The sequence below is a fragment of the Cryptosporangium arvum DSM 44712 genome (assembly GCF_000585375.1).
In the GTDB taxonomy this organism is placed as follows: domain Bacteria; phylum Actinomycetota; class Actinomycetes; order Mycobacteriales; family Cryptosporangiaceae; genus Cryptosporangium; species Cryptosporangium arvum.
The window spans coordinates 4,710,894-4,732,155 of record NZ_KK073874.1 but is presented as its reverse complement, the minus strand read 5'-3'; the positions used below and the strand labels follow the sequence as shown (position 1 = coordinate 4,732,155).

Annotated in this window: 24 protein-coding genes; 15 read left to right on the top strand and 9 right to left on the bottom strand. The window is 72.8% G+C overall.

Annotated features, from left to right (window positions below):
• Positions 1-30: 30 nt before the first annotated feature.
• The 4 genes from CRYAR_RS21210 (at position 31) to CRYAR_RS21195 (ending at position 2,146) form a co-directional block, all read left to right on the top strand.
• Entirely contained in the window at positions 31-600 is a 570-nt protein-coding gene (locus CRYAR_RS21210) for an RNA 2'-phosphotransferase (RefSeq protein WP_051570738.1), read from the top strand.
• Positions 601-813: 213 nt separating this feature from the next.
• Entirely contained in the window at positions 814-1,284 is a 471-nt protein-coding gene (locus CRYAR_RS21205) for a hypothetical protein (RefSeq protein ID WP_035853770.1), read from the top strand.
• A gap of 50 nt (positions 1,285-1,334) precedes the next feature.
• Complete coding sequence (locus CRYAR_RS21200) at positions 1,335-1,721, top strand: RDD family protein (RefSeq protein ID WP_051570737.1); 387 nt, start codon at positions 1,335-1,337, stop codon at positions 1,719-1,721.
• A gap of 8 nt (positions 1,722-1,729) precedes the next feature.
• Positions 1,730-2,146 carry a DoxX family protein gene (locus CRYAR_RS21195; RefSeq protein ID WP_211247569.1) on the top strand — a complete coding sequence of 139 codons (417 nt, stop codon included), beginning with the start codon at positions 1,730-1,732 and terminating at the stop codon, positions 2,144-2,146.
• Here CRYAR_RS21195 and CRYAR_RS21190 read toward each other — a convergent pair.
• A complete protein-coding gene (locus CRYAR_RS21190) occupies positions 2,133-2,684 on the bottom strand; it encodes a glutathione peroxidase (RefSeq protein WP_035853767.1) in 552 nt (183 codons plus the stop codon). The genes CRYAR_RS21195 and CRYAR_RS21190 overlap by 14 nt on opposite strands.
• 125 nt (positions 2,685-2,809) lie before the next feature.
• Here CRYAR_RS21190 and CRYAR_RS21185 point away from each other — a divergent pair, with 125 nt between their 5' ends.
• Both CRYAR_RS21185 and CRYAR_RS21180 read left to right on the top strand, forming a co-directional pair.
• Positions 2,810-3,604 carry an SAM-dependent methyltransferase gene (locus tag CRYAR_RS21185; protein ID WP_035853762.1) on the top strand — a complete coding sequence of 265 codons (795 nt, stop codon included), beginning with the start codon at positions 2,810-2,812 and terminating at the stop codon, positions 3,602-3,604.
• Between the two features lie 28 nt (positions 3,605-3,632).
• Positions 3,633-4,025, top strand: coding sequence for a DUF427 domain-containing protein (locus CRYAR_RS21180; RefSeq protein ID WP_035853756.1), 393 nt, complete (start codon positions 3,633-3,635; stop codon positions 4,023-4,025).
• Positions 4,026-4,059: 34 nt separating this feature from the next.
• Here CRYAR_RS21180 and CRYAR_RS21175 read toward each other — a convergent pair whose 3' ends face one another.
• From CRYAR_RS21175 to CRYAR_RS21155, 5 genes are all read right to left on the bottom strand, one after another.
• Positions 4,060-4,899: a DUF72 domain-containing protein gene (locus tag CRYAR_RS21175; protein ID WP_035865611.1), complete on the bottom strand. Its 840-nt coding sequence runs from the start codon at positions 4,897-4,899 to the stop codon at positions 4,060-4,062.
• A 184-nt stretch (positions 4,900-5,083) separates the two neighbouring features.
• Complete coding sequence (locus CRYAR_RS21170; RefSeq protein WP_035853753.1) at positions 5,084-5,914, bottom strand: acyl-CoA thioesterase; 831 nt, start codon at positions 5,912-5,914, stop codon at positions 5,084-5,086.
• The gene (locus tag CRYAR_RS21165) at positions 5,911-6,723 is read right to left on the bottom strand and encodes a DUF1295 domain-containing protein (RefSeq protein ID WP_035853750.1); all 813 of its coding nucleotides are present in this window, start codon (positions 6,721-6,723) and stop codon (positions 5,911-5,913) included. The genes CRYAR_RS21170 and CRYAR_RS21165 overlap by 4 nt, the downstream gene beginning before the upstream one ends.
• Positions 6,720-7,601, bottom strand: coding sequence for an SDR family NAD(P)-dependent oxidoreductase (locus CRYAR_RS21160; protein WP_035853739.1), 882 nt, complete (start codon positions 7,599-7,601; stop codon positions 6,720-6,722). Before CRYAR_RS21160 ends, CRYAR_RS21165 begins: the two co-directional genes overlap by 4 nt.
• Positions 7,598-8,785, bottom strand: a complete 1,188-nt coding sequence (locus CRYAR_RS21155; RefSeq protein WP_035853728.1) for an acetyl-CoA C-acyltransferase — start codon at positions 8,783-8,785, stop codon at positions 7,598-7,600. Before CRYAR_RS21155 ends, CRYAR_RS21160 begins: the two co-directional genes overlap by 4 nt.
• A gap of 108 nt (positions 8,786-8,893) precedes the next feature.
• Between CRYAR_RS21155 and CRYAR_RS21150 the strand changes: the two genes are divergently transcribed.
• Genes CRYAR_RS21150 through CRYAR_RS21130 form a run of 5 tightly spaced genes read left to right on the top strand, consistent with a single transcriptional unit; the run spans position 8,894 to position 14,837 of the window.
• Complete coding sequence (locus CRYAR_RS21150) at positions 8,894-10,120, top strand: acetyl-CoA acetyltransferase (protein WP_035853717.1); 1,227 nt, start codon at positions 8,894-8,896, stop codon at positions 10,118-10,120.
• A complete protein-coding gene (locus CRYAR_RS21145; protein WP_035853713.1) occupies positions 10,117-11,634 on the top strand; it encodes a carotenoid oxygenase family protein in 1,518 nt (505 codons plus the stop codon). The genes CRYAR_RS21150 and CRYAR_RS21145 overlap by 4 nt, the downstream gene beginning before the upstream one ends.
• Positions 11,635-11,654: 20 nt before the next feature.
• Positions 11,655-12,584, top strand: a complete 930-nt coding sequence (locus CRYAR_RS21140) for a winged helix-turn-helix transcriptional regulator (RefSeq protein ID WP_035853707.1) — start codon at positions 11,655-11,657, stop codon at positions 12,582-12,584.
• 22 nt (positions 12,585-12,606) lie between these two features.
• Positions 12,607-14,154, top strand: a complete 1,548-nt coding sequence (locus CRYAR_RS21135; RefSeq protein WP_051570736.1) for an AMP-binding protein — start codon at positions 12,607-12,609, stop codon at positions 14,152-14,154.
• On the top strand, positions 14,151-14,837 hold the full coding sequence (locus tag CRYAR_RS21130) for a VOC family protein (protein ID WP_035853703.1): 687 nt from the start codon (positions 14,151-14,153) through the stop codon (positions 14,835-14,837). Before CRYAR_RS21135 ends, CRYAR_RS21130 begins: the two co-directional genes overlap by 4 nt.
• Here CRYAR_RS21130 and CRYAR_RS21125 read toward each other — a convergent pair.
• Positions 14,824-15,525 (bottom strand): tyrosine-protein phosphatase, encoded by a 702-nt coding sequence (locus tag CRYAR_RS21125; protein WP_051570735.1) that lies wholly within the window; start codon positions 15,523-15,525, stop codon positions 14,824-14,826. The genes CRYAR_RS21130 and CRYAR_RS21125 overlap by 14 nt on opposite strands.
• A gap of 83 nt (positions 15,526-15,608) precedes the next feature.
• Here CRYAR_RS21125 and CRYAR_RS21120 point away from each other — a divergent pair, with 83 nt between their 5' ends.
• Complete coding sequence (locus CRYAR_RS21120) at positions 15,609-17,336, top strand: DUF3556 domain-containing protein (RefSeq protein WP_035853697.1); 1,728 nt, start codon at positions 15,609-15,611, stop codon at positions 17,334-17,336.
• A gap of 35 nt (positions 17,337-17,371) precedes the next feature.
• A complete protein-coding gene (locus tag CRYAR_RS21115) occupies positions 17,372-18,004 on the top strand; it encodes a DedA family protein (protein ID WP_035853696.1) in 633 nt (210 codons plus the stop codon).
• On the opposite strand, the gene CRYAR_RS21110 is transcribed toward CRYAR_RS21115, so the two are convergent.
• Positions 17,936-18,853: an NmrA family NAD(P)-binding protein gene (locus tag CRYAR_RS21110; protein ID WP_035853691.1), complete on the bottom strand. Its 918-nt coding sequence runs from the start codon at positions 18,851-18,853 to the stop codon at positions 17,936-17,938. The genes CRYAR_RS21115 and CRYAR_RS21110 overlap by 69 nt on opposite strands.
• 102 nt (positions 18,854-18,955) lie before the next feature.
• Here CRYAR_RS21110 and CRYAR_RS21105 point away from each other — a divergent pair, with 102 nt between their 5' ends.
• Positions 18,956-19,504 (top strand): TetR/AcrR family transcriptional regulator, encoded by a 549-nt coding sequence (locus CRYAR_RS21105; RefSeq protein ID WP_211247568.1) that lies wholly within the window; start codon positions 18,956-18,958, stop codon positions 19,502-19,504.
• A gap of 31 nt (positions 19,505-19,535) precedes the next feature.
• On the opposite strand, the gene CRYAR_RS21100 is transcribed toward CRYAR_RS21105, so the two are convergent.
• Positions 19,536-20,159 (bottom strand): isochorismatase family protein, encoded by a 624-nt coding sequence (locus tag CRYAR_RS21100; RefSeq protein WP_035853678.1) that lies wholly within the window; start codon positions 20,157-20,159, stop codon positions 19,536-19,538.
• A gap of 100 nt (positions 20,160-20,259) precedes the next feature.
• Here CRYAR_RS21100 and CRYAR_RS21095 point away from each other — a divergent pair, with 100 nt between their 5' ends.
• A complete protein-coding gene (locus CRYAR_RS21095) occupies positions 20,260-21,192 on the top strand; it encodes a GlxA family transcriptional regulator (protein ID WP_035853672.1) in 933 nt (310 codons plus the stop codon).
• The last annotated feature ends 70 nt before the right edge of the window (positions 21,193-21,262 follow it).

Sequence of the window (21,262 nt, the reverse complement as noted above, 5' to 3'; positions counted from 1 at the left end):
CCGCTGGACCAGCGGGTCCACACTGATCCCATGGAACACGACCGGCGGGTGCGGCTCAGCAAACGGATGTCGCTCGCGCTGCGTCACGAGCCGGGGCGCTTCGGCCTGACGCTCGACCCGGCCGGCTGGGTCGCCGTCGACGACCTCCTCGCCGCGCTGCGGATCGACCGCACCGACTTCGACACGGTCGTGGCCCGCGACGACAAACGCCGCTTCGCGGTCGCCGACGACCGGGTTCGGGCGAACCAGGGGCACTCGGTGACGGTCGAGCTCGGGTACGCGCCGGCGGAGCCCCCGGCCGTGCTCTACCACGGCACCGGGGCCACCGCGCTCGCGTCGATCCGCGCCACCGGGCTGCACCGCGGGAAGCGTCACCACGTCCACCTCTCCCCGGACGAGGCGACCGCGCAGCGGGTCGGATCCCGGCGTCGCGGGCCGGTGGCGATCCTGACCGTCGACGCCGGCGCGATGGCGCGCGACGGCCACGTGTTCCTCCGGTCGGACAACGAGGTGTGGCTCGTCGACGCCGTTCCCCCGCAGTATCTCGGCGAACCGTCCGGTTCCGGCTCGTCCGAGCCTTCTTCACCCTTGGTGCGGTGAATGTCCGTGCTGGTCAGGGGGTTGTGTGGGCTTGTTATTGCAAACCAAGGCGCGCCATGCAACTTGCAAATTGGACCGATCCCGTCTGGCAATTCCCTCGCTACCCACGAACAGTTGGTTCCTGTTAGCCGTCCGGTCATCCTCCGGAAGCAGGACGTCCAGATCCGCCGAAAACACCAGACGTCGCGCTACGCACTCCCATAACTTCACCCCGTGGCCAGTCCCCTGCCGCCGTACCCGCTCCCGAGCCCGCACCAGCCGCTGTGCGTCGAAGGCCAATCCGAGCAAATCACCTTCGACGGCACCTGGATCACCATCCAGCGCCGCGGCGAACCGGTGCGCCCCAGCGACCGGCGCGCCCACGTGCAGGACATCACAGGGATCGACGTCCGCCCGGCGCGGTTCACGAACGGGCAGTTCCGGGTCGAGATCACCAGCTCCGACGGGCGGCGTGCCCGGGCCGAGCTCGCGGTCGCGTTCCGCAACGGCCGGGCGGACGACTTCTACCGCCTGGGCGCGACGCTGGAGGCCGCCCGCGCGGGTGTGCTCGCCCCCCCGCCACCTCCGCCCCCGGCGTCCGCGCCCGACCCCGGTGACGAGCTGCGTCGTCTCTGGCAGCTGGTGCAGGTGGGTCAGATGAGCAAGGAAGAGTTCGAGGACGCCAAGCGACGTCTGTTCACCTGAGGGGTAGGTCTAACGTCCCATTTGAGGACGTTCGTGTCACTGATCGTCGCGTGGTCGCCACCCTCGCCGACGCCGTCCTCCTCGCGCTCGTCCACCGGGCGTTCGGCGCGGCGGACGGGCGGCTCCGGACCGGGCTGGAGTTCACGCAGCTCTCGCCCCGGTACGGCGTGGCCTGGCTGGTGCTGGCCGTCCTGTACTACGTGCGGATGGAGGCCTACCTCGGGCGCACGCTCGGCACGATGCTGATGCGCATCCAGGTCGTCGACGCGGTCACCGGGCTCCCTCCCGGCCTGGGGAAAGCGGCGGTGCGTACCGCGGCCCGCGTGATCGACGGCGGATGCGGGTATCTCGTCGCACTGGTAGTCGTGGTGAACTCACGGCAGCGACGGCGGATCGGCGACATGCTGGCCCACACGCTCGTCGTCCGTCGACCCTGAGGAGTCCGGTGTCCAAGGTTCTTCGCGTGGCCGGGCAGGCCGCGCTCGGCGCGGTGCTGCTCACCGCGGGTACGGCCCACCTGACCGCGCTGCGCGAGGAGTTCCGGGCGCAGGTGCCGAGCTGGTTCCCGGCCGATCCCGACACGGTCGTGCTCGCGTCGGGTGTCGTCGAGCTCGCGCTCGGCACGGCGCTGGTGACGACGTGGAAGCAGCCGGCCCGGCGCCGGCTGGGCTGGCTCGTCGCCGGGTTCTTCGTCGCGGTCTTCCCGGGCAACATCGCGCAGCTGGTGGAGCACAAGGACGCGTTCGGGCTGGACACCGACACCAAGCGGGCCGTGCGCCTGCTCGGTCAGCCCGCGCTGATCGCCTGGGCCCTCGCCGCGACCCGCTCGGCGAAGGCCCGCGACCGGCTCAGCGAGGAGTAGCCACCTCGCGCTCGACCGCGGCGGTCAGCCGGTCGTCGTCGGGGGTGAGGCTCGGCGCGAACCGGCCCACGACCTCGCCGGTGCGCGACACCAGGAACTTCTCGAAGTTCCAGAGCACCTCGGGGTCCTCGGTGGCCGGCAGTCCGTAGCCCTTGAGCTTCTCGCGGTGCGTCGCCTTGTCGCCCTCGGCTTCGGCGATCGCGGCCGTGAGCTGCTGGTAGAGCGGGTGCTTGTCGCCGCCGACGACCGAGATCTTGGAGAACATCGGGAACTGCACGCCGAACGTGGTGGTGCAGAACTCGGCGATCTCGGCGTCGGTGCCCGGCTCCTGACCGGCGAAGTCGTTCGCGGGGAAGCCGAGCACCGCGAAGCCCTGCTCGCGGTACCGCTCGTGGAGCTTCTCCAGGCCCTCGTACTGCGGGGTGAGGCCGCACTTCGAGGCGACGTTGACGATGAGCAGCACCTGGCCGCCGAACGCGGCGAGGCTGGTTTCCTCGCCGCGGATCGTGCGCAGCGGAATGTCCGAGATCGCGGTCATGCCGGCTTCCCCTCCCGTACCACGATGGATACCGAAAGCCTATCCGTAACGACGACGGCCGATACCGGTGGTGTGGGTCACACGCTAGGGTGAGCGTCCTATCGCGAGAGACCGGGAGGGCCGCGATGACCGGCGACCGCATCGACACGACCGTCGTCCACGCCGCGCGCCGGTACGACTACTGGCTCGGCGGGCGGGACAACTTCGCTGTCGACCGGGAGTCGGGGGACCAGATCGCCGCGCTCTACCCGTGGACGCCGATGTGGGCGCGGGAGAACCGTGCGTTCCTCGGCCGCGCGGTCGAGTACCTGGCCGGCGAGGCCGGCATCCGCCAGTTCCTCGACGTCGGCACCGGGTTACCCACCGCGAACAACGTGCACGAGGTCGCGCAGCGGGTCGCGCCGGACGCGCGGGTGCTCTACGTCGACAACGACCCGCTGGTCATGGCGCACGCGCGGGCGCTGCTCGGCGGGTCGCCGGAGCACACCGCGTTCCTGGAGGCCGACTTCCTGCGGCCGGACGACATCCTCGCGGCGGTGTCGGCGGGGCGCGTCCTGGACCTCGACCAACCGGTCGCGCTGATGCTCGTCGCGCTCGTTCACCTGATCCCCGACGCGCAGCACCCCCTGGCCGCCGCCCGGACGCTGCTCGACGCGCTCCCGAGCGGCAGCTACCTGGTGATGAGCCACGGCACCGCCGACTTCATGAGCGCGGACGCGCTCGCCGACGTCCCGGAGTTCCAGCGGCTGGCGACGTTCCAGATGCGGTCGGGCGCCGAGCTCCGTCCGTTCTTCGACGGCACCGAGCTGGTCGACCCCGGGTTGGTGTGCATCACCGACTGGCGGTCGCCGTTGCCGGCCGCGGAGCGCCCCGACCCCGCCCACGTCGGCTGCTACGGCGCGGTGGGGCGGAAGGAATAATTCGCGGCGGCGGGCCCATCTAGCTCATATGACTGACAAGCCGGTACTACAGCCAGGACCCGACCACCCGATCACGGTCACGCCGAACCACAACCGGGTCGTCGTGACGGTGGCCGGAAAGGTCGTCGCCGACACCCGCAACGCGCTCACGCTGCAGGAATCGAACTACCCGCCGGTGCAGTACGTGCCGCTGGCCGACGTCGACACGTCGCTGCTCGAGCGCAGCTCGTACGAGACCTACTGCCCGTACAAGGGCGATGCGAGCTACTACTCGATCCCGCTGGGCGGGGAGAAGTCGACCGACGCGGTCTGGGAGTACACCGAGCCGTACGGCCCGGTCGCCGCGATCAAGGGCCACGTGGCGTTCTGGGACGGCCGCGTCGACGCGATCGACGTCGAAGCCGAGGGCCAGCGCGCCTGAGCCGTTCGCAGCCGCGCCCGGCCCCCGGGCGCGGCTAGAACAGCGTCATGGTCTCGACCGGGGGTGGTTCCGGGAGCGCGTCGAGTTCCGGGACCTCGGCCCGGACGGCCGCGTGGAACCGGCGGGCCAGCTCGAGGGACTCGACGTTGTCGGGGGTGTGCACGAACACCGTCGGCGAGCGGCCCTCGCGCAGCCACGCGGCGACCCGGCCGACCCAGGGCCGCCACCCCTCGACGGTGCGGGCCGGGTCGTCACGCCCCAGGTAGCGCACGATCGGCCGGTCGCTGAGCGCGGTCGCCCGCAGCGCGACCCGCGGCTTCTTCGTCCACGCGTCGCGTTCGGCGTCGCTGGTGGGCGGGGTGGCGAAGAACGCGGTCGTGTCGAACGGCACCCACTCGGCGCCGGCCGCGCCCAGTACCGCCTCGAGCTCCCGCGCGGCCCCGGCGTCGTCGAAGAACGCGGGGTGGCGCACCTCGACCGCGTACCGGAACGACGCCGGGAGGCGGCGCAGGAACCGGGCCAGCGACGGCACGTCGGCCGGGGCGAACGTGCCCGGCAGCTGCACCCACAGCGCCCAGGCGCGGGCGCCGAGCGGTTCCATCGCGTCGAGAAACGCACGGACGTCCTTCTCGACGCCCTGGAAGCGGCCCTCGTGGGTGACGGTGCGCGGGAACTTCGGGACGATCCGGAAGTCCTCGCCGGTCTGCGCGGCCCAGCCGGCCGCGGTCGCCGGGCTCGGTGTCGCGTAGAACGTGGTGTTGCCCTCCACCGCGTCGCACCACTGGGCGTAGGCGCCCAGGCGCTCCGCCGACGGTAACGCGTGGTTCGGCCACGCCTTGTGCGTCCACTGCGCGCACCCCACCGCCAGCCGCACCCCGACTCCCTCCGCCGCCGACCGTGCGGCCACCCTACGCGCCCCCACCGACATCCACCGCCTGCCCGCCCCCGGCCCCCGCGACGGCGGCCCCGCGCCCGCACCCGGCCCCCGCGACGGCGGTCACCGAGCGCGCGGCCGGCCCCCACCGCGGCCGGCCCCACCGCAGCCGGCCCCACCGTGGCTACCCGGGCGTTCGGGGCCAGACGAGGGCGACCTGGGAGACGTCGGCCGACGGGCGGCCGGTGGGGTCGGAGACCGCGGCCGTGACCACCGCGCGCCCGCCGCGAGCGGCCGGCGAGAACTGGCTGAACAGTTGCCAGTCGTCGGCGCGGGTGTCGCCGGTGAACGTCACCGAGTGGTCCAGCGACACCGCGTTCCACTCCTCGGCGAGCGACCGCTCGTGCCCCACCGGGACGCCGTGCCGGGCCACGACCGTCGCCATCAGCATCAGGTCGCTGGCGTACGCGGTCGCGGCCCGGTGCAGCAGCGGATCGGCCGGCAGCGCGGCGCACCGCATCCAGCAGTGCACCCGGCCGTCCTCGCCGGTGCCGGCGACACGCACGTCCACCGCGGTGAAACCGTCCCAGAGCTCCCCGAGGCCGCCGTCGTCGACCGCGAGCGCGGCCAGCGGCGTGCTCGCGTCCGGACCCGCGACGAGCGCCGGCGCGGCCGCGTGCCGGATGCCGTCCGGTGCGTCGACCGCGGCCGAGACCCAGGACCGGCACAGCTCGCGTCCGTCCTGGTGGACGCTCACCTCGAGCACCGAGATCCGGCGCCCGTCGCGCAGCGGCTCCACCCGCAGCGTCACCGGGTGCCCGGTGCGGCCGGCGCGCAGGAACGTCGTGCGGATCGCGTGCACGGCCCGGTCCGCGGGCAGCGTCCGCCCGGCGGCGACGATCGACTGGCCGACGAGCTGGCCGCCGAACGGCTGCGGCAGCGGCATCCCGTCGCTCTCGCCCCGGAACCGCCCCTCCCCCAGCGCCTCGACGTCGAGCAGCGCGGCGAGCCTCACGCGGCCCCGGTCGCTCGCTTGCGCGGAGGGAGCGGGAAGAAGCCGCTGGTCCGCGCGATGTACTCCTCGTAGGCGGCGCCGCGGTGCCGACGCATGCGTCGTTCGAGCAGGGCCTTGCCGCTGAACCGCAGCAGCAGCACCATCATGACGATCGGCGAGATCACGGTGAGCACACCGGCCGGGTGACCGAGGGCCAGCAGCCACAGCCCGAACCAGACGACCGTGTCCCCGAAGTAGTTCGGATGCCGGGTCCAGGCCCAGAGTCCGCGGTCCATGATCCGGCCCTCGTTGGCCGGGTCCTTCTTGAACCGGGCGAGCTGCGCGTCGCCGATCGCCTCGAACAGGAACCCGACGAGCCAGACCGCGATGCCCAGGAAGCCCAGCACGCCCAGCGACGCGGACTGGTACATCGCGAGCTGCACCGGGATCGACACCACGAGCAGCAGGACCCCCTGCAAGCCGTAGATCTTGCGGATCAGGAACCCCACCAGCGACCCGGTCCGGTGGCGCATCAGCGCGGTGTAGCGCTTGTCCTCCCCGTGGCCGCGGTTGCGGTTGCCGATGTAGACGCCCAGCCGCAGGCCCCAGATCGCGGTCAGCGCGAGCACCACGCCGCGGCGCAGGTCGTCGCCGGAGCCCGTCGACGCGAGGTAGCTCACCACGGCCATCAGCACGAACCCCGGGCCCCAGAAGATGTCGATGATCGACTGGTTGGAGATCCGGATCGCCACCGCCATCAGCACGCCGAAGTACACGAGCGCGGCGGCCAGGCAGAGCACGACGTTGAGCGCGAACCCGGACCAGTTCATGGCAGGAGCTCCTTCGCGAAGTCCTGGAACGCGGCCTGCGCCTCGGGATAGGTGTGCCGGTCCCCGGCGCGGCTCGCGGCCAGCGCGGCGGCGAGACCGACCCCGTCGGCGGGGAACCTCACGGTGCCGCCCTCGACGGCGTCGGCGACCCGGATCCCGCCCGCGGCCGCGACGATCACCTCGCCGTTGACCTCCGACTCCGGGTCCAGCAACGCGCTGACCAGCGGCGCCACCGCCTCGGGGCGCATCAGCCCGGCGTAGCGGGGGTCCATCCCGGCCTCGGTCATCTGGGTGGTCGCGTACGGCAGCACCACGTTCGTGTGGACGCCCCGCCGGGCGCCCTCGGCGGCCGCGGTCCGGCCCAGCGCGATCACCGCGCCCTTGCTCGCCGCGTACGCCGAGACCGTCGGCTCGCCGTGCAGGCCGGCGGTGGAGGCCACCAGCACGATCCGGCCACCGCCCGCGGCACGCATCACCGCCGAGGCCGCGGCGGTGACCAGGACGGTGCCGACGACGTTGACGTCGAGCACCGCGCGCAGGTTCTCCGGCGTGGTGCTGTGCAGCATCTGCGGCCCGCTGACCGCGGCGCTGGTGACCAGGCCGTCGAGCCGGCCCCAGCGGTCGAGCGCGGTCGCGACCAGGCGCTGCGCGGTGGCCGGGTCCTCGACCGCGCCGTGGTCGGCGACGGCGTCTCCCCCGGCGGCGAGGACCTCCGCAACGACGTGGTCGGCGGGCCCGAGCCCGGCGTCGTCGACGACGCGGTTGCGGTTGTTGACGACGACCTTGGCGCCCCGGGCGGCCAGGTCGAGCGCGAACGCCCGCCCCAGCCCTTTCCCCGCCCCGGTGACGATCACCACGCGCCCGTCGAGCGCGCTCACGCGGCGAGCCGCTCGATCAGCACCGCGACGCCGAGCCCGGCGGCGCCGGAGACCGCGGCGACGCCGTAGCGGCCGCCGGAGTCCTCGAGCGCCTCCACGCAGCTGCCGACGAGGATCGCGCCGGTGGCGCCGAACGCATGGCCCATGGCCATCGTGCCTCCATTGGGGTTGAGCCGGTCCGGACCGGCGTCCAGGTCGCGCCGGAACCGCAGGCAGAGCGCGGAGAACGCCTCGGCGAACTCGAACACGTCGACGTCGGAGGGGGTCAGGCCGGCGCGGGTGAGCACGGTCTCGACCGCGCTCTGCCCGGCGGTGAGCATGACGACCGGGTTCACCGACGTCGTGGCGGCCGCGACGATCCGGGCGCGCGGGCGCAACCCGGCGCGCCGGGCGGCGTCCTCGTCGCCGATCAGCAGCAGCGCGGCCGCGTCGGCCATCGCCGGTGAGGTCCCCACGGTGTGCAGGTGGTCGATGTGGTCGACCCCGTCGTAGGCGCCGAGCGCGATCGCGTCCTGGCCGCCCTCGCCGAGCCCGGCGAACGCCGGCGGCAGCGCGGCCAGCCCGTCGAGCGTGGTGCCCGGCCGCACGAGCTCGTCGTGGTCCAGTCCGGCCACCGGCACCAGGGAGCGGGCGAACGCGCCGCCGGCACGGGCCGCGGCCGCCTTCTGCTGGGTCTCGACCCCGTACGCGTCGAGTTCCTCGCGGGTGAACTTCTCGATCGTGGCGTTGAGGTCCGCGGCGATCCCCATGTGCACCGAGCCGATCCGGCGGACCGTGTCGGCGTCGGTCCAGAGCGGGCCGCGGTCGGCGAACATCGGGACCCGGGACACGCTCTCGACGCCGCCGGCCACCGCCAGCCGCAGGTCACCGGCGCGCACCCGGGCCGCGGTCTGGCCCACCGCGTCGATGCCCGATGCGCAGAACCGGTTGAGGGTCACGCCCGGCACCCGGTCGCCCCAGCCGGCCAGCAGCGTCGCGGTGCGGGCCAGGTCGGCGCCCTGCTCGTCGACCTGGGAGGCGCAGCCGAGGACGACGTCCTCGACCTGCTCGGGGTCGAGGCCGGTGCGCTCGGCCAGCGAGCGCTGCAGCCCGACGACGAGCTCCACGGCCGGGACGCCGTGCAGCGACCCCTTCGCCGAGGCCTTGCCGCGCGGGGTCCGGACGTAGTCGAGAACGAACGTCATCGATGTCTCCTCATCGCCGAGGAAAATTCACGCTTCAACAGCGGGAGATACTCTGCTAGTTGTAGCTTAGATGCAAGAGGCCGGCAGCGGACGCAAAGGAGCGGACCAATGAGCACGACCGACATCTGGGTTCTCGGCGGTTACCAGAGCGACTTCGCCCGTAACCTCACGCGTGAGGGCGGCGACCTCTCCGACCTCACCCGCGAGGTCGTCGACGGCACGCTCGAGGCCGCGGACGTCCCCGGCGAGCAGATCGGCGTCGTCCACGTGGCCAACGCGTTCGGCGAGCTCTTCGCCGCGCAGGGCCACCTCGGCGCGATGCCGGCCACGGTCCGCGAGGACCTCTGGGAGACCCCGTCCTCCCGGCACGAGGCCGCCTGCGCCTCGGGCAGCGTCGCCGCGCTCGCCGCGATGGCCGACCTGCGCGCCGGCAACTACGACACCGCGCTCGTCGTCGGCATCGAGCTGGAGAAGACGGTTCCCGGCGACACCGCCGCGCGGCACCTGGGCACCGCGGCCTGGACCGGTCACGAGGGCGAGGGCGTGAAGTTCATGTGGCCGCACATGTTCAGCCTGGTCGCCGACGAGTACGCGAGCCGCTACGGCCTCGACGAGCAGCACCTGCGCGCGATCGCCGAGCTCAACTTCGCCAACGCGCGGCGCAACCCGAACGCGCAGACCCGCGGCTGGGACGTTCCGCCGCTGAGCGCGGACGACACGACCAACCCACCGGTCGAGGGCCGGGTGCGCCGGTTCGACTGCAGCCAGATCACCGACGGCGGTGCGGGCGTCGTCCTGGTCACCGACGGCTACCTGCGCCGCAATCCGCACCTGCGGCCCTGGGCACGCATCCTGGGCTGGGGACACCGCACGGTCGGCCTGCCGATGCAGCAGAAGTTCGACCGGTCCGCCGACGACCCGTACGTCCTGCCCCACCTGCGCCGGGCCGTCGGCGACGCGTTCGGGCGGGCCCGGATCACGCTCGACGACCTGGACGGCCTCGAGACCCACGACTGTTTCACCCCCAGCGAGTACCTCGCGATCGACCACATCGGGCTCACCGGCCCCGGCGAGTCCTGGAAAGCCGTCGAGAACGGTGACATCGCGATCGGCGGCCGCCTGCCGATCAACCCCAGCGGCGGGCTGATCGGCGGCGGTCACCCGGTGGGCGCCTCGGGCGTACGGATGCTGCTCGACGCCACCAAGCAGGTGTCCGGCAACGCCGGCGAGTACCAGGTCGACGGCGCGAAGACGTTCGGCACCCTGAATTTCGGCGGGAGCACGGCCACCACCGTGAGCCTCGTCGTCGGATCGGCCCCAGGAGAAATGGCATGAGCGTCGAAATCGTGGGCCGCATGTTGTCCACGCTTCCCGCGGACGACGAGCACCCGTACCGCACGGGCCCGTGGCGTCCGCAGACCACCGAGTGGAGCGCCGACGACCTCGAGGTCGTCGAGGGCGAGGTGCCGGCCGACCTGGACGGGGTCTACCTGCGCAACACCGAGAACCCGGTGCACCCGTCGGTGAAGAACTACCACCCGTTCGACGGCGACGGCATGGTGCACGTCGTCGGCTTCCGGGACGGCAAGACGTTCTACCGCAACCGGTTCGTGCGCACCGACGGGCTGCTCGCCGAGAACGAGGCCGGCGAGGCGCTCTGGGCCGGGGTGTCGGAGAACCCGGCGCTCTCCCGCCGCGACGACGGCTGGGGCGCCCGCGGCCGCATGAAGGACGCGTCGAGCACCGACGTCATCGTGCACCGCGGCACGGCGCTGACCAGCTTCTACCAGTGCGGAGACCTGTACCGCGTCGACCCGTGGACCGGGGACACCCGCGGCAAGGAGAGCTGGGGCGGCCGGTTCCCGTTCGAGTGGGGCGTCTCGGCCCACCCCAAGGTCGACGACCGCACCGGCGAGCTGCTGTTCTTCAACTACAGCAAGGAGGCGCCGTACATGCACTACGGCGTCGTCGACGCCGACAACGCGCTGGTGCACTACGTCGACGTGCCGCTGCCCGGCCCGCGCCTGCCGCACGACATGGCGTTCACCGAGAACTACGCGATCCTCAACGACCTCCCGCTGTTCTGGGACGCCGCGGCGCTGGAGCGGGGCGTGCACGCGCCGCGCTGGCACCGGGACATGCCGGCCCGGTTCGCGGTGATCCCGCGCCGGGGTGGCCCCGACGCGATCAAGTGGTTCGAGGCCGAGTCGACCTACGTCCTGCACTTCACGAACGCCTACGAGGACGGCGACGAGATCGTCCTCGACGGGTTCTTCCAGGGCGACCCGGAGCCGGCCGACAACGGCATGGGCGACAAGTGGCAGCGCGCGTTCCGCTTCCTCGCCCTGGACCGGATGCAGTCCCGCCTGCACCGCTGGCGGCTGAACCTGGTCACCGGCGCGGTCACCGAGGAGCAGCGCTCGGACCGGGTCACCGAGTTCGGCATGATCAACGGTGAGCACGCCGGGCGCGACTACCGCTACGTCTGGGCGGCCACCGGCAAGCCGTCCTGGTTCCTCTTCGACGGCCTGGTCCGGCACGACCTGAAGACCGGCGCCGAGGAGCACCTGTCGTTCGGCGACGGCGTCTACGGCAGCGAGACCGCGATGGCGCCCCGCGTCGGCGGCACCGGCGAGGACGACGGGTACCTGGTCACGCTGACCACCGACATGAACGCCGACGCGTCGTACTGCGTGGTGCTCGACGCCGCGCGCATCGCCGACGGGCCGGTCTGCAAGCTCAAGCTGCCGGAGCGGATCTCCAGCGGCACCCACTCGACGTGGGCCGCCGGCTCCGAGCTGCGTCGCTGGCAGGATGCAGACACCGCCGCGTCGGCGGTCGGTCTGTAACCCCACAAAAGGAACGAACAATGAGCGACGAGCAGCCCACCGAACTCGAGCCCGGCGGCCCCAACGCCGTCGGCAAGATGCTCGGCCTGCTCGGTGACGAGTGGACCTTGCTGCTGATCCAGCAGGCGCTGATCGGCGTCACCCGCTACGGGCAGTTCAAGGCCGCGATGCCGATCAGCAACGCGGTGCTCACCGCCCGGCTCAACCTCCTCACCCGGGAGGGGCTGCTCGAGCGCAACGTCTACCAGTCCAACCCGCTGCGCGCGGAGTACCTCACGACGCCGCGCAGCCGGTCGCTCTGGCCGTTCATGGTCACGATCTGGGACTGGGAGCGGAAATGGGTGCCGGGGCACGAGCTCCCGCGGATGGTGCACACCGTCTGCGAGCGGGAGTTCGCCCCGGTCCTGTCCTGCGCGTCGTGCGGCAAGCCCGCGGCCGCGCGCGAGATCGCCGCGGACTGGGGCCCCTCGGGCAACTGGGCCCGGTCGGTTCCGGAGGCCTCCACCCGCCGGCGCTGGGATTCCGAGCAGATCAGCGGCGCCGCCGGCCTGTTCCCCGACACGATGACGATCCTCGGTAACCGGTGGGCGTCGGCGCTGATCGGGGCCGCGTTCCGGGGCATCACCCGGTTCACCGACTTCGAGAAGGCCCTGTCCGCGCCGCCGACGCTCGTCGCCGACCGGCTCCGCGCGTTCGTCGCGATCGACGTGCTGTTCGCGACCCAGAACGACAAGCGGCCCGACTGGGCCGAGTACCACCTCACCGAGAAGGGCCGTGCGTTCTTCCCGGTCGTGGCCACCGCCCTGCAGTGGAGCCAGCGCTGGTTCCGCTCCCCCGAGGGCCCGGCGCTGCTGGAGACCCACACGACCTGCGGGGCCGAGTTCGACCCCCAGCTGCGGTGCGACCAGTGCAGCGCCGTCGTCCACCGCCGTGACGTCCGGATCGTTTGACTCAACGCTTCAAAGGAGAGGCATGAGCAGTCCCTCCAATCCCGTCGCCGACGCCGTCGCGAACGCCACGAGCCTCGCCGACCTGCTGCGCGCCACCGCCCGGCGCACCCCCGACGCGCCCGCCGTCGTCGGGGACGGCCGGAACGTCACCCACGGCGAGCTGGACCGGCGCTCCAACGCGCTGGCCCGCGGCCTGATCGGGGCCGGGCTGCAGCCCGGCGACCGGGTGGCGTACCTGGCCCGCAACGCCACCGAGTACTGGGAGCTGTTCTTCGCCGCCGCCAAGGCCGGGCTGGTGATCGTGCCGATGAACTTCCGGCTGGCCGCGCCCGAGGTGGAGTGGATCCTCGGCGACGTGACCCCGGCCGCGCTGCTGGTCGAGGAGCACCTGGTGCCGGCCTCGTTCGACGGGCTCCAGCTGGTGCTCGGCTCTTCCTACGAGGACTTCCTGGCCGCCGCCGCGCCGCACGACCCGCACCGCGACTCCACCGGCGACGACCTGTTCAGCATCATGTACTCGTCCGGCACCACCGGACGCCCGAAAGGCGTCACGACGACGGTCGCCGGGTTCCTCTGGGCGGTCGGCGCGTTCGGCCCGGCGTTCGACGTCTCGTCGGCGTCGGTCAGCCTCGTCCCGACGCCGTACTACCACATCGCGGCCGGCGGCTGGTCGCTCATCGCGCTCGCGGCCGGCGGCCGGATCGTCCAGTTCACCGAGGTCACGCCGGCCGGGCTGATCGCGTCGATCGTCGGGCACCGGGCCACCCACGTGATCATGGTGCCCACCGTGATGCAGCTGTTCCTCTCCTCGCCCGAGGCCTCCGCGGCGGACTACTCGAGCGTCGAGTGGGTCGTCTACGGCGGCTCGCCGATCTCCGAGTCGGTGATGGTCGGCGCGCAGCGGGTGTTCGGGGCGAAGCTCGCCCAGAGCTACGGGCTCACCGAAACGATCGGCGTGACGACGATCCTGGGCGCCGACGACCACGTGGTGGGGGCCGCTTCGAAGCTCCGTTCGGCGGGACGGGCCGTGCCCGGCGTCGAGGTGGCCGTGGCCGACCCTGCGACCGGGGCGCCGGTCGCACCCGGCACCACCGGCGAGGTCGTCACCCGCGGCCCGGCGGTCACCCCGGGCTACTGGAAGCGCGGCGAGGCCGGGGCGTACTGGCCCGGCGGCTGGTTCCGGACCGGGGACGCCGGCTACCTCGACGAGGACGGCTACCTGTTCCTCAAGGACCGGATCAAGGACATGATCAGCTCGGGCGGCGAGAACGTGTACCCGGCCGAGGTCGAGAACGCGATCATGGCGCACCCCGACGTGCTCGAGGTGGCGGTGATCGGGGTTCCGTCCGACCGGTGGGGCGAGACGCCGCTCGCGGTCGTGGTGCCCCGCCCCGGGGCCGCTCTCGACGCCGACGCGCTGATCGAGCACTGCCGGGCCCACCTGGCGCACTACAAGTGCCCGACCGCGGTCGAGGTCGTGGCCGATCTTCCGCGCAACCCGTCCGGGAAGCTGCTCAAACGGCAGCTGCGCGAACCGTACTGGGCCGGACAGGAGCGAGCGATCTCATGACCTTCCCCATTCTGCGCCAGGTCGTGCTCGGCGCCGAGGACGCCGCGGTCACCGGGAAGCAACTCCGGGAGACGTTCGGCCTCGCGCCCGGGTTCGCCGACCCGCTGCTCGACGACATCGGGATGGCCGACGAGACGATCCGGGTCGGGTCCGAGGCCCACCTGGAGGTCGTCGCGCCGCTGCGTGCGGACGTGTCGATCGCGAACTGGCTGCGCAAGGGCGGCGGGGGCGGCGGGTACGCGCTCTCGATCCAGGTGCCGCTGGTGCAGCCCTACGTGGACCGGGCGCTCGCCGACGGCGTGCGGCTGGCCGCCGACCTGGAGGCCTACGGCCACCGGATCGTGCAGCTGCACCCGCGGGACATGGGGCTGCTGGTCGAGCTGGACGAGATCGCCGACCCGTCGGTCTGGTTCTGGGACGACATCCCGGTCGTCGCGCCCCCGAACCCGGTGATCGACGACATCCGCGGGGTCACGCTGCACTCGCCCGACCCGGCGGCTCAGGCCCGCCGCTGGGGCGCGGTGTTCGGCACCGGAACCGTCGACGGGGTGTTGCGGCTGGGCACCCGCACCGTCCGGTTCGCCGAGGGGCCGCGGACGATGCTGACCGGCGTCGAGCTCCGCGCGCCGGGCCCGGCGCCCGAGCCGCTCGAGCTCAACGGCGTCCGCTTCACGTTCCGCTGAGCAGCCGGGCGCGCAACGCCGCGAGCTCGGCGTCGGTCACGCCGTTGTCCCGCAGGAAGCCCGGCATCCGGAGCCCGGCGACGGTGGACGCCAGCGACGCCTCGACCGTGGTGCCGTGCTCGGCGAGGATCCGGCTGACCTTTCCCAGCACGTCGGGGTAGCCGAGCGCGGCGTAGCGCTCGGCCATCCGCTCGAACGTGATCAGGTAGTCGGCCGTGATCTCCTCCGGGGTGGCGCCGGCCAGCGTCAGCAGCACCAGCGACACCAGCCCGGTGCGGTCCTTGCCGCCCGCGCAGTGGATCACGACGCCGCCGGGTGCGGCGGTCGCGATCGCCCGGACGGCCGCGATCACCGGCTCCGGGTGCTCGGCCAGCATCGCCGGGTAGTAGAGCGGCGACGCCAGGTTGTCGATCGGCACCCAGCGCTCGTAGAACGGCGTGCCGATCGGCTCCAGCGGCACCCGCACGGTCGTGATCCCCGGCGGGCGCGGAGCGTCGTCCGGGTCGCACTCCTCGGCGTGGCGCAGGTCGACGAACGTCCGGATGCCGTAGTCCCAGGCCGCCGCCCACCCGGTGGGGCTCAGCGTGGTCGGTGCCTCCATGCGGACGACCGCCCGGGGTCGCACGCGCCCCAGCCCACCGAGGTCACGGACGTTGACACACCCGTCCCACCACAGTTCCCGGCTCATGGTCTCCAGGCTAGAACAGCTTGCGCGTCCTCTTCGGACGGTTCATCATCGCTCGGCAGCGGCCTCGGCGATCGGAGACGTCCGTGGGGTTTCTCAAGCAGGACGCGCCGGTCGTCGATTTCGCGGAGTGGAGCCGGGGCACCCGGTCGGAGAAGATCCGGCCGATGGCGCGGCACTGGGCCGAGGTCGGGTTCGGGACGCCGATCGTCCTGCACCTGTTCTACGTCGCGAAGATCCTGCTCTACGTGCTCGGTGGCTGGTCGATCGCGGTCGGCACCGGCGGGATCGACGGGTTCACCGACGTGGGCGGCTGGTACGCCGAGCCGATCGTCTTCCAGAAGGTCGTGCTGTACACCCTGGCGTTCGAGGTGGTCGGCCTCGGCTGCGGGTTCGGTCCGCTCAACAACCGGTTCGTGCCGCCGATGGGCTCGGCCCTGTACTGGCTGCGGCCGGGCACGATCCGGCTGCCCCCGTGGCCGGGGCGGGTACCGCTGACCCGGGGCGACACCCGGACGGCCGGTGACGTCCTGCTCTACGCCGCGCTGCTGGTGGCGCTGGTCGTCGCCCTGGCCTCGGACGGCACCGGCCCGATGCCGGAGCTCGGCTCGTCGGTCGGGGTGATCCCGGCGGCGAAGGTCTGGGTCGTCGTCGGGCTGCTGGCCGTGCTCGGGCTGCGCGACAAGGTGGTGTTCCTGGCCGCCCGCGGGGAGGTGTACGGGTCGTTCACCGTCGCCACGCTGTTCGCCACCGCGTCGGGCGTCGACCTCGTGGTCGCCGCCCAGCTGGTCTGCGTCGCGATCTGGCTCGGCGCGGCGACGTCCAAGCTGAACAAGCATTTCCCGTTCGTGATCTCGACGATGATGAGCAACAACCCGGTGCTGCGCCCGAAGTGGATCAAGCGGCGGTTCTTCGAGAACTTCCCCGACGACCTGCGCCCCGGGCGGCCGTCCCGGGTCCTCGCGCACGTCGCCACCGCGGTCGAGGGACTGGTCCCGCTGGTGCTGCTGTTCGCCCCCGGCGGTCCGCTGAAGACCACGGCGGCGGTCGTCCTGCTGTGCTTCCACCTCGCGATCCTGTCGTCGATCCCGATGGGGGTGCCGCTGGAGTGGAACGTGTTCATGATGTTCGGCGTCGTCGCCCTGTTCCTGGGCCACCCCGGCGTCGGGCCCGGTGACCTGACCACCCCGCTGCCGGTGCTCCTGTTCGCGGTGCTCGCGGCCGTCGTGGTGGTGGGCAACCTCGCGCCGCGGAAGGTCTCGTTCCTGCCCGGGATGCGGTACTACGCCGGCAACTGGGACACCACGCTGTGGTGCGTCACGCCGTCGGCGTCGGCGAAGATCGAGGCCAACGTCGTCTCGATCGCGAGCATGCCGCAGGCGCAGCTGGAGCGGTACTACGGCAGCCCGGAGACCGCGCAGCTGTACCTGTACATGGGCTACGCGTTCCGCTCGTTCAACTCGCACGGGCGCGCGATGTTCACGCTCGCCCACCGCGCGCTGGCCGACCGGGACGAAGCCGGCTACGTCCTGGTCGACGGCGAACGCATGTGCAGCACCGCGGTCGGCTGGAACTTCGGCGACGGTCACCTGCACAACGAACAGCTCGTCGCCGCGCTCCAGAAACGGTGCGGCTTCGCGCCCGGCGAGGTCCGGGTCGTGCTCGTCGACGCGCAGCCGATCCACCGGCAGCGGCAGGAGTACCGGCTGGTCGACGCGGCCACCGGCGAGTTCGAACGGGGCTACGTGCGGGTCGCGGACCTGGTGACCCGCCAGCCCTGGGACGACACCGTCCCGGTGCACCCGCGGCCCTGACCACGGCGGCGGCTATCGTTCCCGCGGGAGGGACGATGGACTCAATCACCGCCCTGGTCAGCGACTACGGCTACCTGGGCCTGGCGGTGCTGGTGGCGGTGGAGGGCTTCGCGATCCCGGCCCCCGGCCAGACCGCGGTCGTGCTCGCCGCGGGGCTGGCGGGAACCGGGAAGCTGAACGTCGTCGGCGTGGGCCTGGTCGCGTTCGCGGCCGCCGTGACCGGCGACAACATCGGTTACTGGATCGGCCGGAAGGGCGGCCGGCCGCTGATCCTGCGCTTCGGCCGGTACGTGCGCCTCACCGAGCAGCGCCTCGACCGGGTGGAGGCGTTCCTGTCGCGGCGCGGGTCGGTGGTCGTGACGATCGCCCGGTTCGTCGACGGGATGCGTCAGCTCGGTGGCCTGGTGGCCGGAGCCACCGGCATGCCGTGGCGGCGCTACGTCGTGTTCGACGCGATCGGCGCCGCGCTGTGGGCCGGCACCTGGACGACCGCCGGTTACCTGGTCGGCGGTCATCTCCCCGAGGTCGAGGCGACGCTGCGCCGCTACCAGTGGTTCGTCGTGGCGCTCGTGGTCGTGCTCGCCGCGGGCTGGTTCGTGCTACGCCGCGTCCGCCGCCGCCATGCGCTCGCCGGCCCACGCGTCGAACGTGGTGAGCGGGATTCCTAGCGCGCGGGCGAACTCGGGGCGCGCGGGCTGGCCGGCGACGTTCAGCAGCTCGTGCGAGAGCCCGGCGTACGGCGGCATCCCGGCGGCCAGGGCCTCGGCCTCGGTCAGGTCCGGCGCGGTGATCGGCACGCCGGTCGCCCGGGACAGCGCCGCGGCGATCTCGGTCATCGACCGGTAGTCGCTCGCCAGCTCCAGCTCGACACCGTGGAACCGCCGCGGGTCGGCGATCGCGGCGGCCACCGTCGCCCCGATGTCGTCGACCGCCACCAGCGACAGACGGGTCGCCGGACGCAGCACGGTCGCGAGGCCGCCCTCGACGCCGCGCGGCAGCAGGTACCGCGCCGAGGGCAGGAAGTTCTCCATGAAGAAGGCCGGCTTCACCAGCGTCCAGTACCGGAACCCGGCCTCGCGCACCCGGTTCTCGATCCCGGTCTTGGCGGCGTAGTAGGGCTCCATCGGGGACCACCGGCCGGTCTCGTAGCCGGGCGCGGCACGCAGCCGGTCCGACCCCGACACCGACGTGTGCACGAACTGCGCGACGTCCGCGGCCCTGGCGGCGTCGATCAGGTTCCCGGCCTGCCGCAGTTCGCCGGCGAAGTCGTAGGCGCCGTCCTTCACCTCGGCCATCTGGATCGAGAACACCGCCCGGACGCCGGCCACCGCGGCGGCCAGCGAGTCGCGGTCACGCAGGTCGCCGACCACCGGCTCGGCCCCGAGCGCGGCGAGCGCCGGTGCCTTCGCCGGGTCGCGCACCAGCGCACGCACTCCGACACCGGCCGCGAGCAGGGCCCGCGCGGACGCGCCACCCTGCTGCCCGGTGGCGCCGACGACAAGAACGGGAGCGGACATCGCGCTCCTCCTTCGGGATCCACGGTTAAACGGCGGGGCCCGCCGTTTCCTCTCGGCTAACATACGGCGGGGTCCGCCACTTAGCAACCGGGAGGGGTGCCCGTGCGCGCCGACGCTCGACGCAACTACGCGTTGCTCCTGGAGGTGGCCGTGCGCGCCGTCGCCGACGAGGGCGCGGACGCGTCGCTGGAGCAGATCGCCCGCACCGCCGGGGTCGGCTCGGGCACGGTCCGGCGGCACTTCCCGACCCGCCACGCCCTGCTCGAGGCGGTCTTCCGCAGCCGGATCGACGCGCTGGCCGCGCGGGCGCGTGAGCTGGCCGACGAGCCGGAGCCCCGCGCCGCGCTCGTCGACTGGCTCGACGCCGTGCTGACGTTCGCCGCCACCACCCGGGGCGTGGCCGAGGCCCTCAACCGTGACCCGGTCGCCGACCCGGACGAACCCCACGACCACTGCGCCACCGCGCGGCTCACCCGGGCCGGGGACCCGCTGGTGCGCCGCGCCGCGGAGACGCTGACGCCCGGGGTCACGATCGGCGACCTGCTCCACCTGGTGACCGGCATCGCGCTGGCCACTGAGCACCACCCGGACCGCGCCGCCGAGGCCCGCCGCCTGCTGCGGCTGACGATCGCGGGTGTCAGCCCGGCTTGAGGCCCCGTCGGCCGCTGCCGCCGCGCGGGCGTCAGGCGAAGGTCTCGCGGCCCCGGGCGGCCGAGCCGCCGAGATCCGTGGCCGGCAGCGCCTCGCCGTTCTCCACCGCCGCCACCCAGTCCTCGATCGTCGCCACCGACGCGAGGTTGGAGTCGAGCAGCACCAGCAGCGTCTCGTGCAGCTGCCGGGCCGAGACGCTGCCGGCCGCGTTCGACAGGTGAATGGCGCCGGTCGCGTCGGACAGCACCTCCGCGGTCAGCCCGAGTTCCTCGGCGGACACCGCGGTCGCGAGGTCGCAGTTGTTCGTCATGAACCCCACGATCGTGATCGTGTCGACCTGCTGCTCGGCCAGCCACGCGGCGACGTCGGTGCCGGCGAAGACGCTCGAGTTGCTCTTCGTGACCCGCTTCCACGCCGGGTCGGCCCGCTTCTCCACGTCGGGGTGCAGGGCCCAGCCCGCCGACCCGGCGGCGAAGACCGGTGCGCCCTCGGGGTACTCGTGCTGCACGACGACGGTCGGCAGCGAGTGCTGCGCGGCGACGTCGAGCGCGCGGACGATGTTCGCCAGCGACTCCTCCCGCGGCGGGTACTGGATCGGCAACGCGCCGTCGAAGTACTCCTGCTGGACGTCGACCACGATCAACGCTCGTCGCATGGCACAGCTCCCTCTCGGTCGGTGATGTCCCGATCGTGCGTCCGGCCGGGCCGGTACCGTGAGTGGCACGAAAGACCACCATCGATGAGATCGGGCCAGAATGAGGATCGCGGTCCACGCCTTCGACGGCATCACGATGTTCCACCTCGCGGCGCCGCTGCTCGTGTTCGGCGAGGTGGGCTGGGACACGACGGTCTGGACGTCGGACGGGCACCGGATCCGCACCGCGGACGGCGTCACGATCGGCGACGTCGCCGGGCCGGACGTGGTGGCGGGCTCCGACCTGCTCGTCCTCCCGTCCTGGCACACCGATCTACGCCCGGCCGACGACGCCCTGGTCACGCTGGTCCGCGACGCCCACGCCCGCGGGACCCGGATCGCCGGGCTGTGCCTGGGCGCCTTCCCGGTCGCCGACAGCGGGTTGCTCGACGGCCGCACGGCGGTCACGCACTGGTCGGCCGGCCCCGAGCTCGCCCGGCGGCGCCCCGCGATCGAGGTCAACGCGTCCGCGCTCTACCTCGACCACGGCGACGTGCTCACCTCGGCCGGGACCGCGTCGGCGATCGACGCCTGCCTGCACGTGCTGCGCACCCACCTGGGTTCGGTCACGGCGTCGACCGTCGCCCGGCACCTGGTCGTCGCGCCGCACCGCGACGGCGGCCAGGCGCAGTACGTCGACCGGCCGATCCCCGAGCCCGGCGGGGTGGGGCAACTCGGCGCGACGATCGACTGGGCCCTGGCCCACCTCGACCGCACGCTCAGCCTCGACGACCTGGCCGGCCACGCCGGGATGAGCCGCCGGAACCTCACCCGGCGCTTCGCCGAGGTGACCGGTGCGACCCCGGCCCGCTGGCTCCTCGCCCGCCGGCTGGACGAGGCCCGCCGGCTCCTCGAGGCCACCCCCTGGCCGGTCGAGCGGATCGCCCGCGCGTGCGGGTTCGGCAGCGTCGTGACGTTCCGCCAGAACTTCGTCGCCGCCTACGCCACCACCCCGACGTCCTACCGGCGCCGTTTCACGTCACCCACGCCGTGACCGCGAGGTGCGGCCGCCGGGTCGACGACGCCGGCGACCTGCTCTCCGAGCTCTCGATACACGAACGATA